General features: G+C 72.6%; 14 protein-coding genes. 13 read left to right on the top strand and 1 reads right to left on the bottom strand.

What is annotated here, in order from left to right; all coding sequences use genetic code 11:
- The first annotated feature begins 66 nt into the window (after positions 1 to 66).
- The 12 genes from AB0J74_RS10755 to AB0J74_RS10700 all read left to right on the top strand — a co-directional run bounded on the left by AB0J74_RS10755 (position 67) and on the right by AB0J74_RS10700 (position 14,479).
- Positions 67 to 1,110, top strand: a complete 1,044-nt coding sequence (locus tag AB0J74_RS10755) for a LacI family DNA-binding transcriptional regulator (RefSeq protein WP_363446891.1) — start codon at positions 67 to 69, stop codon at positions 1,108 to 1,110.
- Entirely contained in the window at positions 1,107 to 2,036 is a 930-nt protein-coding gene (locus AB0J74_RS10750) for an ABC transporter permease (RefSeq protein ID WP_363446889.1), read from the top strand. Before AB0J74_RS10755 ends, AB0J74_RS10750 begins: the two co-directional genes overlap by 4 nt.
- Positions 2,033 to 2,944 (top strand): ABC transporter permease, encoded by a 912-nt coding sequence (locus tag AB0J74_RS10745; RefSeq protein WP_363446887.1) that lies wholly within the window; start codon positions 2,033 to 2,035, stop codon positions 2,942 to 2,944. The genes AB0J74_RS10750 and AB0J74_RS10745 overlap by 4 nt, the downstream gene beginning before the upstream one ends.
- The gene (locus tag AB0J74_RS10740) at positions 2,944 to 4,464 is read left to right on the top strand and encodes an ABC transporter substrate-binding protein (RefSeq protein WP_363446884.1); all 1,521 of its coding nucleotides are present in this window, start codon (positions 2,944 to 2,946) and stop codon (positions 4,462 to 4,464) included. The genes AB0J74_RS10745 and AB0J74_RS10740 overlap by 1 nt, the downstream gene beginning before the upstream one ends.
- Positions 4,461 to 5,447, top strand: a complete 987-nt coding sequence (locus AB0J74_RS10735) for an ABC transporter ATP-binding protein (RefSeq protein WP_363446881.1) — start codon at positions 4,461 to 4,463, stop codon at positions 5,445 to 5,447. Before AB0J74_RS10740 ends, AB0J74_RS10735 begins: the two co-directional genes overlap by 4 nt.
- On the top strand, positions 5,444 to 6,253 hold the full coding sequence (locus AB0J74_RS10730) for an ATP-binding cassette domain-containing protein (RefSeq protein WP_363446878.1): 810 nt from the start codon (positions 5,444 to 5,446) through the stop codon (positions 6,251 to 6,253). The genes AB0J74_RS10735 and AB0J74_RS10730 overlap by 4 nt, the downstream gene beginning before the upstream one ends.
- Complete coding sequence (locus tag AB0J74_RS10725; protein ID WP_363446876.1) at positions 6,250 to 8,352, top strand: trehalase family glycosidase; 2,103 nt, start codon at positions 6,250 to 6,252, stop codon at positions 8,350 to 8,352. Before AB0J74_RS10730 ends, AB0J74_RS10725 begins: the two co-directional genes overlap by 4 nt.
- Positions 8,353 to 8,371: 19 nt before the next feature.
- Positions 8,372 to 10,000 (top strand): FAD-dependent oxidoreductase, encoded by a 1,629-nt coding sequence (locus AB0J74_RS10720; protein WP_363446874.1) that lies wholly within the window; start codon positions 8,372 to 8,374, stop codon positions 9,998 to 10,000.
- A 24-nt stretch (positions 10,001 to 10,024) separates the two neighbouring features.
- On the top strand, positions 10,025 to 12,088 hold the full coding sequence (locus AB0J74_RS10715) for an exo-alpha-sialidase (protein ID WP_363446871.1): 2,064 nt from the start codon (positions 10,025 to 10,027) through the stop codon (positions 12,086 to 12,088).
- Between the two features lie 114 nt (positions 12,089 to 12,202).
- On the top strand, positions 12,203 to 12,619 hold the full coding sequence (panD, locus tag AB0J74_RS10710; RefSeq protein ID WP_363446869.1) for an aspartate 1-decarboxylase: 417 nt from the start codon (positions 12,203 to 12,205) through the stop codon (positions 12,617 to 12,619).
- Positions 12,620 to 12,629: 10 nt separating this feature from the next.
- Positions 12,630 to 13,118 (top strand): RidA family protein, encoded by a 489-nt coding sequence (locus tag AB0J74_RS10705; protein WP_363446867.1) that lies wholly within the window; start codon positions 12,630 to 12,632, stop codon positions 13,116 to 13,118.
- 56 nt (positions 13,119 to 13,174) lie between these two features.
- Positions 13,175 to 14,479 (top strand): D-alanyl-D-alanine carboxypeptidase, encoded by a 1,305-nt coding sequence (locus tag AB0J74_RS10700; protein ID WP_363446865.1) that lies wholly within the window; start codon positions 13,175 to 13,177, stop codon positions 14,477 to 14,479.
- Between the two features lie 8 nt (positions 14,480 to 14,487).
- Here the strand turns inward: AB0J74_RS10700 and AB0J74_RS10695 are convergent, their stop codons facing one another.
- The gene (locus AB0J74_RS10695) at positions 14,488 to 14,868 is read right to left on the bottom strand and encodes a nitroreductase family deazaflavin-dependent oxidoreductase (RefSeq protein WP_363446862.1); all 381 of its coding nucleotides are present in this window, start codon (positions 14,866 to 14,868) and stop codon (positions 14,488 to 14,490) included.
- A 122-nt stretch (positions 14,869 to 14,990) separates the two neighbouring features.
- On the opposite strand from AB0J74_RS10695, the gene AB0J74_RS10690 reads away from it, so the two are divergent.
- Complete coding sequence (locus tag AB0J74_RS10690; RefSeq protein ID WP_363446860.1) at positions 14,991 to 15,833, top strand: methyltransferase domain-containing protein; 843 nt, start codon at positions 14,991 to 14,993, stop codon at positions 15,831 to 15,833.

Raw genomic sequence — 15,833 nt, 5'->3', positions numbered from 1 at the left:
CATGCCGCTGAAACGCGAACGAAACTCTACGACCAACCCCGTTAGGCGTATTAGCAGGAGGTGGGCATGGGGCGCGGCATACCCAAGCGGCCGACGCAGGCCGACATCGCGCGCCTCGCCGGTGTCAGCCAGGCGACGGTGTCGCTGGTGCTCAACGAGCGCGACTCGGGCGCGCGGATCAGCACCGAGACCCGCGACCGGGTGCTCGCCGCGATGCGCGAGTGGGGCTACGTCGCCAACCCCTCGGCCCGCTCGCTCGCCGGCGGCCGCAACCGCATCATCGGTGTCTACACCTTCGAGCCCGTCTTCCCGACCACCGGGGTCGACTTCTACTTCCCGTTCCTGCTCGGCATGGAGCAGGAGGCCGCCGAACTCGGCCACGATCTGCTGCTGTTCACCAGCGCGGGTGGCGACCGGCAGATCTTCCGGGACGGCTCGACCCGGCTGGCGCTGGCCGACGGGGCCCTGCTGCTCGGCCGCAACCCCAACGTGGAGGAGATCGAGCAACTGCGCGACTCCGGCTACCCGTTCGTCTATGTCGGACACCGCGAGGTCACCGGCGCCCCGATCTCCTACGTGGCGGCCGACTACACGACCGCGACCCAGCAGCTCACCCAGCGACTGTTCGAGCAGGGGCACGAGCGTGTCGCGTACGCCCGGATCGGTGAAGGCGAGGCGCAACCGAGTCGCGATCGCGAGAAGGGCTTCCGGCAGGCGTTCCGGGCCGGCGGCAAGCTGATCGGTCCGGTGTGGACACTGGAGTCCGCGCAGGACGTCGCCGGGCTGGTCGACGAGATCGTCGCCGCGGGCATCACCGGCCTGGTCGCCGAGCAGCAACTGCTGGCCGAGCAGGTGCGGGCCGCCGCGGGCCGGCGTGGCCTGTCGATACCCGACGACCTCAGTGTCGTGGTGCTCGGCGACCCGACCGGCGCCGAGCACGACGACGTCGAGTGGACGGGCCTCGAGGTGCCGCGCCAGGAGATGGGCCGGGCCGCGACCCGCCTGCTGGTCCGCTCGCTCGACGCCGAGGAGCGCGCCGCCGTCCGCGAGAGCGTCGCCTGCACGATCATCCCCGGCACCACCGCCGGCGCGCCTGGGCGGTCGCGGTGATCGGCGTCGTCCTGCGCCGGCTGGCGATCGGCGTCTTCGTGCTGTGGGGCGCCGGCACGATGATGTTCGTCCTGCTCCGGTTGGCCCCGGGCGACCCGGCCACCCTGTTGCTCGGGCCCGACGCCAGCCCGGCCGACGTGGCCGCGCTGAGCGGCCGGCTGGGCCTGGACCGCCCGATCGCGGTGCAGTACTTGACGTTCCTCGAGGACGCCGCCCGCTTCGACTTCGGCGACTCGTTCCGGTTCGGCCAGCCCGCGATGGACGTGGTGCTCGGCCGGCTGCAGGCCACCGTCGAGCTGACGCTGACCGCGACCCTGATCGCGGTCGTGGTCGGGCTGGCGCTCGGGATGCTGGCCGGCCGCCGCCCCGACGGGCCGGTGGACCGGGTGGTGTCGGGGATGACGATCCTGCTGCAGGGCATGCCGACGTTCTGGGTCGGCATCATGCTGGTGCTGCTGTTCACCGCCACGCTCGGCCTGCTGCCCAGCTCCGGCACGGGCACACCGGCGCACATCGTGCTGCCCGCGGTCACCCTGTCGCTGCCGTTCACCGCCATCGTCGCCCGGATCACCCGCACCAGCGTCGTCCAGTCGATGCGCGAGCCCTACGTGCAGACCGCGCGCTCCAAGGGCCTGACCGAGTCGCAGATCCTCGTCGGCCACGCGTTGCGCAACTCGCTCGTGCCCGTGGTCACGATCGTGGGTCTGCAGATGGGTGCGCTGCTCGGCGGCGCGGTCGTGGTGGAGAACGTGTTCGCCTGGCCCGGTCTCGGCTCGCTCATCGTCGAGTCGGTGAGCAACCGCGACTACGCCGTCGTGCAGGCCGCCGCCCTGCTGATCGCCGCGATCATCGTCGTGCTCAACCTGGTCGCCGACCTGTCCTACTCGCTGCTGGACCCGCGTGTCCGGACGGGAGCCAACCGATGACCGGCGCGATCACCGACCTGGCCGAGCCGCTCACCGGAGCACCGCCACGCCGCCGCTGGGGCTTCCTGCGCTGGTGGCCCGCCTCCGTCGTCGGCGTTTACATCCTGGTCGCGATCGTCGGCCCGCTGCTGGTCGACTACGACCCGGTCGCCACCGCGCTCACCGACCGGTTGCTGCCGCCCGGTGCGAGCACCAACGCCGGCACCGCACTGCTCGGCACCGACCCGCTCGGCCGCGACGTCTTCGCCCAGGTCATCTACGGCGCCCGCACCTCGGTCACGATCGGCGCGCTCACCGTGGCGCTGTCGGCCCTGTTCGGGGTCACGGTCGGCGTCGTGGCCGGCTACTTCGGCCGCGCGGTCGACGCGACGCTGAGCCGCTCGATCGACGTGCTGCTGGCCTTCCCCGGCATCGTGCTGGCGATCATCGTCGCCGGCCTGTTCGACCGCAGCATCTGGGTCGTGGTGATCGCCCTGGCCCTCACCGGCTGGATCCCGTTCGCCCGGATGACCCGGGCGATGGCCCTGACCGTACGCAACCGCGAATGGGTGGCCGCCGCCCGGGTGATGGGTGTGCCCCGGCGCACGATCGTCACCCGGCACGTGCTGCCGTTCGTCCTCGGCCCGGTCGTGGCGCTGGCCGCCACCGACTTCGGCCTCGTCGTGCTGGCCGAGGCGGGGCTGAGCTTCCTCGGTATCGGCCTGCCGCCCACGTCCGTCTCATGGGGACAGACGATCGCGACCGGCAAGGAATACCTGGACACCGCCTGGTGGATCTCCGCCTTCCCCGGACTCGTCCTCGCCCTGCTCGTGGTGCACGTCGGCCTGCTGGGCGACCAGTTCAACTCCGCGTTCCACCGCACGCCTCGTCGCGGCAGCACCGGCCGCGACGTCGAAGGGAGCCTTTGATGCCCGCCAACCCATCCGCACGCCTGACCAGACTGACCGCTGCGGCCGCCGCACTCGGCATCGTCACCGCCACCGCCGCCTGTTCGACCACGAGTGGCGGCTCCGGCGAGGGCACCAAGGCCGGCGGCACGTTGACCGTCGCCAGCCCCTACCCGACACAGAGCCTCGACCCGCACGGCGCCTCCGGCGCGTCCACCGGCACCCAGATCGCCGCGCAGGCCATCTTCAGCCGGCTGGTCAAGGCCAAGCCCGACGGCCAGCTCGCTCCTGACCTGGCCACCAAGTGGGAGGCCAACGCGGAGGCGACGAGCTGGACGTTCACCCTGCGCGACGGCGTGACGTTCTCCGACGGCTCGCCCGCGGACTCGGCTGACGTGGTCGCCTCGGTCAAGCGGGTCGTCGACCTGAAGGGGCCTAACGCGGCCAACTTCACCGGCATCGACGTCAAGGCCGACGGCCCGGGCACCGTGGTGTTCACCGAGCCGAAGCCCGACCCGGCCCTGCCGGGCAAGCTGACGCTGCTGTTCGTCACGCCGAGCGAGGTCACCGACGCGTCGTTCACCAAGCCGGTCGGCTCCGGCCCGTTCAAGGTCGACGCGTTCACACCCGGGCAGAGCCTGTCGCTGACCGCCAACCCCGACTACTACGGCGGCGCGCCCAAGCTCGACAAGCTCGTGATGCGGGTGATCCCGGAGGTCTCGGCCCGGATGACGGCGCTGAAGACCGGGGAGATCCAGGCCACCTGGGGCATCCCCGACGACCAGGTCACCCAGCTGGAGAGCAACGACGCGCTGACCGTGCGGAGCGTGCCGGCGACCTCGGTCTACACCATGTGGTTCAACTCCGGCGAGCCCGCGCTGGCCAAGCCCGAGGTGCGGCGGGCACTGTGGCAGGCGGTCGACTTCAAGACCATCATCTCCTCGCTCTACCCGAGCACCGGTGAGCCCTCGAAGTCGGTGGTCGCGCCGGCCGTGCTCGGCTACACACCGCTCGACCCGCCCGCGTACGACGCCACCGCGGCCAAGGCTGCGCTCCAGGCCGCCGGCTTCGACTTCTCGACCCCGCTGCGCCTGCAGTTCAGCGGCGCCGAGTACCGCCAGTTCATCCAGGCGGTCGTCGCCGACCTCAACAAGGTCGGCGTCAAGGCGCAGGTGGCCGAGAAGGAGTCCGCGGTCTTCCTCGAAGACCTGCTGGCCATGCGCTGGGACATCAACTTCCAGTCGCTGTCGACGCCGACCTTCGACGCCGCGACCAACCTGGGCCGGCTCTACACCTGCGCGGCCAAGCGCAACGGCTATTGCAACCCGCAGCTCGACACGCTCCTCAACCAGGCCGGCTCGACCAGCGACATCGCCAAGCGCAAGGAGTTGTACGGGCAGGCGAGCCAGCTGATCTGGAACGACGCGGTCGGCATGTACCCGATGTCGCTGAAGATCGCCTACGCCTGGCGGTCGGAGGTGCACGGGCTCGAGCCCAACCCGAGCTACCTGCCGGACTTTTCGACGGTGACCCTCTCATGACGCCGCCGCTGACGGACTCGCCGCTGCTGCTGGTGGAGCACCTGAGCGTGCGGCTCGCCGGGCCGGCGGGCACCACGCCCGTGCTCGACGACGTGAGCCTCGCCGTGCGCTCCGGCCGCACCACCGGAGTCATCGGTGAGTCCGGCAGCGGCAAGAGCATGCTGGCCATGGCGATCATCGGGCTGCTGCCCGAGGGGAGCAGCACGACCGGCCGGATCCTGCTCCGCGAGGAGGACCTGCTCGGCGCCGACGAAAAGCGACGCCGGCAGGTCCGTGGCCGGGAGATCTCGATGATCTTCCAGGACCCGCTCTCCGCGCTCAACCCGAGCCAGCGGATCGGCCGGCAGGTCGGCGAGATCCTGCGCCGCAACGGCAGCGGCCGGGGCGCCGCGGCCAGGGCGGCGGTCGACCTGATGGCGCAGGCCGGCATCCCGGACCCGGCGGTGCGCGCGCACGACTATCCGCACCAATTCTCCGGCGGCATGCGGCAGCGGGCGATGATCGCGCTGGCCGTGGCCGGCGACCCGGCGCTCGTGCTGGCCGACGAGCCGACCACCGCGCTCGACGTCACCGTGCAGGCCCGCATCCTGCGGCTGCTGCGCGCGCTACAGCAGGAGCGGCAGATGTCGATGCTGATGGTCAGCCACGACCTGCGGGTGATGTCGCACGTCGCGCACGACCTGGTGGTGCTCTACGCCGGCCGGGTCTGCGAACGGGGCCCGAGCCGCCAGGTGCTGCGGTCGCCGCGGCACCCCTATACCAAGGCGCTCGCGGCCAGCGTGCCGGCCGTGCGGACCAGGTCGGACCTGGTGGCTCCGTTGCCCGGTGCGCCCGCCAGCCCGCTGGCCCGGCCCTCCGGCTGCCCGTTCCACCCGCGCTGCGCGCTGGCCCGCCCCCGCTGTGCCACCGAGGTGCCGGCGCTGCGGGAGATCGCGCCCGAGCGGTTCAGCGCCTGTCACTTCGCGGAGGAGTTGGCACCGTGACATCCCTGCTACAGGTCAACGACCTGCGGGTCACGTTCGGGCGGCCGCGCCGGCCGTGGCGCCCGCGCGCCGGCCGGGTCGAAGCGGTCGCCGGGGTCGACCTCACGGTCGGCCGGCGCGAGACGCTCGCCCTGGTCGGTGAGTCCGGATCGGGCAAGACCACCGTCGCCCGCTGCGTGGTCGGCCTCGCCCGGCCCACCGCGGGCGGCATCAGGTTCGACGGCACCCCGCTCGCGACGCGCCGGCCGCCGGCGCTGCGGCGGTCGATCCAGATGGTCTTCCAGGACCCGCGATCGTCGCTCAACCCGCGGATGCCGGTGCGCCGGATCATCGCGGAGGGCTGGGGCGTGCACCCCGAGGTGGCGCCCGACGGCCACCGCACCAAGGCCGTGCTCGCACTGCTCGACCAGGTCGGCCTCGACGCCACCGTGCTCGACCGGCGGCCGGCCGAACTGTCCGGGGGCCAGTGCCAGCGGGTCAGCCTGGCCCGGGCGCTGGCCCTGCGGCCCCGGCTACTGGTCTGCGACGAGGCGGTGTCGGCGCTGGACGTCTCGGTGCAGGCCCAGGTGCTGCGGCTGCTGGCCGACCTGCGCGACCGGCACGACCTGTCGATCCTGTTCATCACCCACGACCTCGGTGTCGTGCGGCAGATCGCCGACCGGGTCGCGGTGATGCGCCGTGGCGAGATCGTCGAGACCGCCGGGGTCGACGAGGTCTTCGAGGCGCCGAAACACGCCTACACCCAGGAACTGCTCGACGCGGCGCTCGACATCGAGGTCGCCGACCCCGCGGAGGTGGACCGATGAGTATTCCCGAGCCGCGCGGCTGGAACACCTGGGACGTGCGATTCCACACCGGATGGTCCCACCTGCCCGGCGGACTGCGGCTGCGGTTTGCGCTGCGCGACACCGGCGGCACCCTGTTCGACGGCTTCACCTGGCGGCACGGCCTGGTCCGGCTCGGTCACCACACGGTGGAGGGTGCCTACGCCGAGGTCGAGGTGACCGCGTTCGACACGCGGCTGCGGCTGGAAGCGAGCGGTGGCACCGACGAGCTCGCTGTCCGGGCCACCGCGACCGGTGCGGCGGCGGCGGTGCTGCTGATCGACGAGGCGACCGGCTTCGGTGGTGAGCCCGTCGCCGTCTCCCCGGACGGCGTCGTCACGCACGGCGCTGAGCGCTGGGTGCTGGAGTGTTCGCCGGCCCCGGTCGCGCGGGACGGCTCGGCTCTCGTCCTGGCCCCGGACACCCTGGTGAGCCTGCGCCCCGCCGCCGCGGCGGCCTACGACGTCGCGGCTCGGATCGCCGACGCCGCCGCGGCCGCACCGCGGATCCACACCGCCGGCTGGCTCGGCGACAGCGCCGACGCGATGACCCGGGCGCTGACCTGGAACACCGTCTACGCGCCCGACCTGGGGCGGGTCCTGACGCCGACCTCGCGTGACTTCGTCTGCCAGCAGCGCGAGGGCTTCTACGGCAGCTGGGCGTTGCACACCTGGGACACGTTCTTCACCGGGCTGGTCGCCGCCTGGGTCGACCCGGCGTACGCGGAAGGGATCTTCGCCCAGATCCTCGACCAGGCCGACCCGAGCGGGATGCTGCCCAACCGGGTCAGCGACGACAAGGGCCGCACCGACGACCGCTCGCAACCGCCGGTCGGCGCGTACACGGTGCTGAAGGCCTATCTCGGCAGCGGCCTGTCACCGCGGACGCGGCGCACCGCGCTGCTGCGCGGCGCCTACCCGGCGCTGCGCGACTGGCATTCGTGGTGGCTGGCCTCCCGGGTCGGCCCGCACCACCTGCTGGCCTGGGGCTCCGATCCGGTGCCGGGCGACACGGAGTCCGCGACCGTCGACCGGGCGCGGCGCGAGTCGGGCCTCGACGACTCGCCGATGTACGACGACGTCGCGCTCGACCCGGCCACGCACACGATGAACCTCGCCGACGTCGGCCTCAACGCCCTGCACGTCGCCGACGCCGAGGCGCTGGCGACGATCGCGGCCGAGCTGGGCCACGAGGCCGCCGCGCGGGCCTACGCCGCGCACGCCGCTTCGGCCGCGGCCCGGATCGACGCGCTGCTGTGGGATCCGGCCGGCGGCCGCTACCGCAACCGCTGGGCCGACGGCGCGTTCTCCGAACACAGCTCGCCGACGCTGCTCTACCCGTTGCTCGCCGGGGTCCCTTCCCCGCGGCGGGCTCAGGCGGTCGCCGACGCGCTGCTCGCCTCCGACGCCCTCGGAGGCGACCCGCCGCTGCCGAGCACGGCCCGCGACGACCCCGGGTTCAGCACCCGCTACTGGCGGGGCCGGGTCTGGGCGCCGATGGCGTTCCTCGCGGTCGAGGGCATCCGCCGCTACGGTCTCGACGCGCACAGCCGGCCGATCGTCGACGCTCTGCTGCGGTTGTTCCTGGGGGAGTGGACCGCGCACAGCCACGTGCGGGAGAACTACCCGGTGGTGCCGGGCGAGGACGTCCGGCCGCTCGCGGCCCGCTCCGACGGGCTGATGGGCTGGGGCGGGCTGCTCGGTTACCTGGCCATCCAGGAGTTGGCCGACCCGCGGCCGGACGGCTGGCGGTTCGCGCATCCCGGACGGGACGCGTCGGTCGAGGGGCTCGCGCTGGCCGAGGGGCGGCTTTCCGTGCGGGCCGGCGAGCGGTTGGTGGTCGCGCTGGATGGGCGCCCGCTGCTCGACGTCCCTCCCGGCACGGTGGTCACCGGCTACGAGCGCGACGCGTCCGGGGTGCGGCTGCGGGTCTCGGGGGAGGGCGGCGGTATCGCTGTCGCGGTTCCCGACGGCCGGCGCGACGTGACCGTGCGGGTCGGCGAGCGGACGGCCGCGTACCCGGTCGGGCCCGATGGTCTGGTTCGGATCGCGGCGCACGACGTCGCACTGGAAATTCGATGAATCGGAAGAGTGGTAAGGCGTGACAAGTGGCGAGAACGTCCGGTCGGCGGCGCCGGCGGTCGACGTGCTGGTGGTCGGCGGCGGGCTGGGCGGGGTCGCGGCGGCGCTGGCCGCGTTGCGGCGTGGGCGCAGCGTCCTGCTGACGGAGGAGACCGACTGGCTCGGCGGCCAGCTGACCAGCCAGGGAGTGCCGCCCGACGAGCACCCCTGGATCGAGCAGTTCGGGTCGACCCGGTCCTACCGGGCGCTGCGCGAGGCGATCCGCGACCACTACCGCACCTGGTACCCGCTCACCCGGGCGGCCAGGCTGACCACCGACCTCAACCCCGGCCAGGGCCGGGTGAGCCGGCTCTGTCACGAGCCGCGGGTGGCCGCGGCCGTCATCGCCGCGATGGTCGGCCCCTACCAGGCCGCCGGCCGGCTGACCGTCTGGTATGGACACCGGCCGGTCGCGGCCCAGGTCGACGGCGACCGGATCCGGTCGGTGCTGTTCGAGGGGCCCGGCGGCGACCGGGTCGAGGCCACCGCGCCCTATGTGCTCGACGCGACCGAGTTGGGCGACCTGCTGCCGCTGGCCGGCGTCGAGCACGTCACCGGCGCCGAGGCCCGGTCGGAGACGGGGGAGCCGAGCGCGGCGGAGCACGCCCAGCCCGGCAACATGCAGGCGTTCTCCTGGGTCTTCGCGGTCGAGCACCGCGCCGGCGAGGACCACACGATCGACCGGCCCGACCAGTACGGGTTCTGGCGCGACTACCAGCCGCCGTTCTGGCCCGACCGGCTGCTCAGCCTGGTCGCACCGGACCCCCGCACGCTGGAGGCGGTGCCGCGCACCTTCGTGCCGCACGCCTCGACCGGTCCGGTGGTCGCCGACCAGAGCCGCGACCCGGGCGACAAGGACCTGTGGGCGTTCCGCCGGATCGTCGCCCGCGACCTGTTCGAGCCTGGCTTCGCCGACAGCGACGTCACCATCGTCAACTGGCCGATGATCGACTACCTGCCGGGCCCCCTCATCGGCGTCTCCGACGACGAGCGCGACAAGCATCTGGACGGCGCCCGGCAGCTCTCGCTCAGCATGCTCTACTGGCTGCAGACCGCGGCGCCGCGACCGGACGGCGGCACCGGCTGGCCCGGTCTGCGGCTGCGGCCCGACGTGATGGGCAGCACCGACGGGCTGGCGAAGGCGCCCTACATCCGCGAGTCGCGGCGCATCCGGGCCCGCCGCACGGTGGTCGAGCAGGACCTGTCCTACGCGGTCCGCGGCGAGCGCGGCGCGGTCACCTACCCGGACTCGGTCGGGGTCGGCATGTACCGCATCGACCTGCACCCCTCGACCGGCGGCGACACCTACATCGACGTCGCGAGCTGCCCGTTCCAGCTCCCGCTGGGCGCGCTCCTGCCGGTGCGGGTCGGCAACCTGCTCGCGGCCGGCAAGAACATCGGCACGACGCACATCACCAACGGCTGCTATCGCCTCCACCCCGTCGAGTGGAACGCCGGCGAGGCCGCCGGCGCGCTCGCCGCACACTGCCTCGCGAACGGGCTCGAGCCCGCGCAGGTGCACGACGACCCGACCCTGCTCGAACGCTTCCAGGCGGAACTCGTGGCCGACGGCTTCGAGCTGGCCTGGCCACAGGTACGCGGCTACTGACCCATCCCAACGGTAAGGAGCAGCATGATCGGACGCAGGCAGTTCACTCTCGGCCTGGCAGCGGTGGCGGGTGGGGTTCCCCTCCTGGCCGGCGTGCCGGCCCAAGCCGAACCCGGCGGCGCCTTCTTCGACGAGACGACGCTCTGGGACTCCGATGTGGACCCGCTGGAGAACTACCACGTGCACGGCCTGGCCGTGCTGCCCAACGACACGATCCTGGCCGCCACCGAGGGCCGCTACGAGGTCTGCGACGCCGGTCCGCGCGACATCCTGTTGCGCCGCAGCACCGACGGCGGCCGCACCTGGCTCCCGACCCAGACCGTGGTGCCCTCCGTCGACGGGCAGTCCTGGGGCAACCCCGCGTTCGTCGTCGACCGGCAGACCGGCGAGGTGTTCCTGTTCTACATGCTCTCCGAGCGGTTACCGGAGAACACCTCGTGCTCGGGCGACAGCGGCGACCTCTACGTGGTGTCGAGCCGCGACCACGGCGCCACCTGGAGCGCGCCGCACAGCCTGTCCGAGGTCTTCGACCACTTCCCGTACGAGTGGGCGCTGCACGGCCCCGGCCCCGGGCACGGCATCCAACTCGACAACGGCCGGCTGCTGCTCAACGTGCTGCACCGCCGGGTGATCGTCGGCAACACGGTGGCCGAGCGCTACTACGGCGTCGCCGGCGTCTACAGCGACGACCACGGCCGCACCTGGCGGGCGACCGGCGAGGTGCCGGTCTCGGTCGACTACCCGATCAACGAGGCCCGCATGGTGCAGCGCCGCGACGGCGCCGTGCTGGTCAACGGCCGGGCCGCGTCGGGCGGCAACCGGCAGCGGATCGTGTCGATCAGCCAGGACCGCGGGCTCACCTGGTCACCGGCCAAACTGGACGGTGCCACGGGCGTGTTCAACGCGGTCGACGCGGGCCTGGTCCGCTACACCGGCGGACCGCACAGCCGGGAGGTCGACCGGATCCTGTTCAGCCGGCCCGATTCGCCGATGCGCTGGAACATGACCGTGTCGGTGAGCTACGACGAGGGCTACTCGTTCCGCTACAGCCGGGTGGTCAACGCGAACCGCTCCTACTATTCCGACCTCGCGCGGCTCTCCGACGGCACGATCATCCTGCTGTACGGCTGTGACGGCGACATTCCCAGCGCACCGCGCCGGGTGGCCGTGGCCCGGTTCAACCTGGAGTGGCTGACGCAGGGGCGGGACAGCCTGGCCGCCGGCCCGAAGCTGCGTGAGCAGACCCATGACCTCGGCGCCCCGGTCGACGGTGCCCGCCGCTCGGCCGGAACCGTCGCCGTGGTGCGCGAGCCGACCGCCCGCGGCGGTGCCCGGTCGGTGTGGACGCCGGCGGCCGTTGGCGACTTCATCGAGTTCCCCATCACGGTCGGGCCGGGCGGCACGCGGGAGGCCCTGCTGCGCTACTACCGCCCGCTCGACGGCGGGGTCGTGACCGTCACGATCGACGGTGCGGAGCCGCGACGGTCCACGTTCGACGGCACGGCGGAGAGTTCCGAGGGATACGACGTGCTCAACCTCGGTACGGTCCGGCTGCGGCCGGGCCGGGCCACGGTGCGGTTCACGCTGGTCTCCCCGGGACGCGGCGGTGGCACCCGGGTCAGCCTCGACGAGCTGAGCCTGGTCGAGGGGCCGGCCGCCGACGTGCGCGAGGACGTGACGATCGACAACGGCGAGAAGGGCTTCGAGACCGTCGCCGGGACGTGGTCGGCGGGCACGGGGGTGGCCGGCTACTACGGGTCCAACTATCTGTCGCGGGCGGCCGGCACCGGGGCCAACGTGGTGCGGTGGCGCCCGGCGCTGCCGGGTGACGGGCCCTACGAGGTGCTCGTGTCCTACGCGGCGGCGTCCAACAGGGCGACGAACGCGCCGTACACCGTGGTGCATGCCGGTGGAACCGACGTCGTGCCGGTCGACCAGACGGTGCGCGGTGCGCCGGAGCCGCGCGGCGGCGAATGGGTGTCGCTCGGTGTGTTCGGGTTCGGGGCGGGGATCGACGGGTCCGTGTCGCTGAACGACAACGCCAACGGCTTCGTGATCGCCGACGCGGTGCGGTTCGTGCGCCGCTGAGCCGTGCGTGTGGTGGACCTCACTGCGAACCCGGGCCCGCGTACGCCCGGGAAATGGTGTCGAAGGATGAACTGTTCCTTCTATGGGAGCCAACTCGCGGAGAGGTCCACGCACGTGTTCAGGTCGATGATGAAGTCCAAGATCCACCGGGCTACGGTGACCCAGGCCGACCTGCACTATGTGGGTTCGATCACGATCAGCGCGGACCTGATGGAAGCGGCCGATCTCCTGCCGGGCGAGCGGGTCGACGTGCTCGATGTCGACAACGGGAACCGGCTGACGACGTACGTGATCGAAGGTCCTCGCGATTCCGGCGTGATCGGCATCAACGGCGCCGCCGCCCGCCTGGTCAGCCCCGGCGACCTGGTGATCATCGTCGCCTACGGGTGGGTGCCGGACGCCGAGGCCAAGGCGCTCGAACCGCGGGTGGTGTTCGTCGACGAGCGCAACGCCATCGTCACGACCGGCGGCGACCGGGCGGCCGTCCCCGACGGGTTCGGCCTGGTACCCGGCGACGAGCTGGCCTCATAGGCTGAGCGCCGTGAGCGAGCGGATCGAGGGTCGGCTGGCCGAACTCGGGTTGCGGCTTCCGGAGCCGATGCGGATGCCGGCCGGGGTCACGTTGCCGTTTCCGTGGGTGCGGGTGCACGGCGGCCGGGCGTTCGTCTCCGGGCACGGCCCGCTGCTGCCCGACGGGACCGTGGCCGGGCCGTTCGGCAAGGTCGGCGACCAGGTGACCGCCGAGCAGGCCTACGAGGCCGCCCGGCTGACCGGGCTGGCCGTGCTGGCGAGCCTGAAGCGCGAGCTCGGCAGCCTCGACCGTGTGACGGCCTGGTTGCGGGTCTTCGGGATGGTCAACACGGCGCCGGGCTTCACCAACACCCCGGGCGTCGTCAACGGCTTCTCCGACCTCGTCCTGGACGTGTGGGGCCCGGCCGCCGGCAGCCACGCCCGGTCCGCGGTGGGGCTGGCCGAGCTGCCGTTCGGCATCCCGGTCGAGATCGAGGCCGAGGTGGCCATCGACAGCTGAGGGACTTTCACCTGCCTGCTACCGTGCGGCGACCTGACACGGGAAGGCGGGATGGAATGCGCGACCACACGGAGATACCGACCGTGGTGTTCAGCCGCATCCCAGCAAACCCGCCGGCCCCACCCGCCCCTCGCCGCCGTCGCCGCGCCTGGTTGGTCGCCACGCTGGTGACCCTCGTGCTGCTGCTCGGCGTCGCGGGCTTCGCTGTGGCTCCGCTGCGGAACCCGCTGCCCGCCTCGACCGTCGAGCTCGCGCTGCCGGCGTCGATGAAGATTCCCGGCCCGGCGCCGAAACTGTCCTGGCCCCGCTCCGGCCAGGGCGTGATCAGCATTCCCGGTATCGGGACGCTCGGCTCGTACGGCGGCAGAAAGCCCCTGCCGATCGCCAGCGTCACCAAGGTGATGACCGCCTACCTGATCCTCACCGAGCACCCGCTCGACGCCGGCGAGCAGGGGCCCGAGTTGACCGTCAGCGCCGCGCAGGCCGCCGCCTACCCGGGGGAGCGGGCGCGCGGCGAGTCGGTCGTCGAGGTGCGCGCGGGTGAGGTGATCACCGAACGCCAGGCGCTGCAGGCCGTGCTGCTGCCGTCGGCCAACAACATGGCCCGCATCCTCGCCGCCTGGGACGCCGGCAGCGTCGACGCGTTCGTCGAGAAGATGAACGACACCGCCGAGCGGCTCGGCATGACCGACACCCACTACACCGACCCGTCCGGCCTCGACCCGGACACCGTGAGCACCGCCAAGGACCAGGTGATCCTCGCCGGCAAGGCGATGGCGCTGCCGGCCTTCGCCGAGATCGTCAAACAGAAGACCGCCACGATCCCGGTCGCGGGTACGGTCAAGAACTACAACGAACTCGTCGGCCACAACGGGGTCGTCGGCATCAAGACCGGCTCGACCGACGAAGCCGGGGGCTGCCTGGTCTTCGCCGCCGTCGTCACCGTCGGCGGCCGCAAGCTCACGGTCGTCGGCGCCATGCTCGGCCAGCCGGGCGCCAACACCCCGGTGCAACTCGACCGCGTCTTCGCGGCCACCCGCACCGTGCTGCGCTCGGCCTCGGCCGCGCTCGGCGTGCACACTCTGGTCGAGGCCGGCAAGCAGGTCGCCACGGTGCACGGCCCGCTCGGCACCGGCACCACGGTGCACGCGGCGGAGAAGCTCGACGTGGTCGGCTGGCCGGGCCTCACCGTCAAGCTCAACGCGCGACTGCCCACGCCACCGGAGAAGATCGAAGCCGGCGCGGCGTACGGCAGGCTCGAGGTGAACGTGACCGGCGGCAAACCGGTGAGCACCCCGCTGCGCACGGGTGTGAGCATGGATCCGCCGACCACCTGGGACCGCATCCGCGAGCACCAGTAGTCGCGGCGTCAGCCGGCGCCGACGAGCAGCACGTAGTCGCGGACCCGCGCCGGGCGCGTGACGGCCCGCGCCCAAGCGGGTAGCAGCGGCGCGCCGGCTGCCGCGGCGAGCAGTCGAACCTCGCTCACCTCGTGCCGCTTGCCCCCGGCGGTGAGCGCGACCGTGCCGGCCCGCCGCGCGTTTCGCAACCACTGCACGTCGGCTCCGTAGAAGAGAGCGACGACCCAGCCCTCTGTCGTGCGGAACGCCATCACCGGAGTGCTGTAGGCCCGACCCGTGCGCCGGCCGACATGGTGGACGACGGCGAGCGGCGGCACCCGTCGCGCGATCACCGCGATGTAGGGATTGACCCGCAGACCAACCTTGCGAAACGAGCGCGGCACCGGCATGCGCGAACCCCCGACCGAGAGGCGCGGACCACCCCACACTAGCGAATCATCGCGCTCTCGTGGCCGCTTGGCGTGACGACCGGTCTGGCGGCCGGTAATCGGTTGGTGACACGATGAGGTTCGTGCGCGATGGCGAACCTGCCGCCGACGACTCCGGCATGAAGGCGGTGTCGGCGTCGACCTATGCGGCCGCGGCCGACCACTTCGATGCCGCGGCGCTCTCGTTCTGGGACAGGTTCGGCCGCGCCACCGTCACGCGACTGGGCCTGCGCCCGGGCGACCATGTCTTCGACGCGTGTTGCGGCACCGGTGCCTCGGCGCTCCCGGCCGCGCACGCGGTCGGCGCCGACGGGCGGGTGGTCGGGTTCGACCTGGCGGAGCCGGCGCTCGCGCTGGCCAGGGCCAAGGCCGCGGCCCAGGGCCTGACCAATGTCGAGTTCCGGTCGGCGGATGTCGAGCACACCGGGCTGCCGTCGGGGTCCTTCGACGCCGTCGTGTGCGTGTTCGGCGTCTTCTTCCTGCCCGACATGACCGCGGCCGTCGCGGAGCTGTGGCGGCTGGTCCGCCCGGGCGGCGTGCTGGCCATCACGGTCTGGGGACCCGAGTGGCTCGAACCGGCGACCGCCGAGTTCTGGGCCGCCGTCGGCGCCGAACGCCCCGACCTGGTGCGGGCCTTCCACCCGTGGACCCGGGTCACCTCCCCGACCGCCCTGGCCCGCCTGTTGCGCGACGCCGGCCTGCCGGAACCCGCGGTCGAGGCCGAGGCGGGCACCCATCCGCTCGCCGACCCTCACGACTGGTGGACCATCGTGCTCGGCACGGGGTATCGCGCCACGGTCGAGCAACTCGACGAGCCGGCGGCGGCCCGGGTACGCGCGGCGACGATCGCATGGCTCCGCGACAACGACGTCCGTCACCTGCGGACGAACGTGGTGTACGCCCGGGTGCGCGCCGAGTCGGCCTGA

The sequence above is a fragment of the Asanoa sp. NPDC049573 genome (genome assembly GCF_040676615.1).
Classification (GTDB): Bacteria; Actinomycetota; Actinomycetes; order Mycobacteriales; family Micromonosporaceae; genus Asanoa.
The sequence above is the reverse complement of the archived record's forward strand: the minus strand, read 5'-3'. Positions and strand labels throughout refer to the sequence as shown.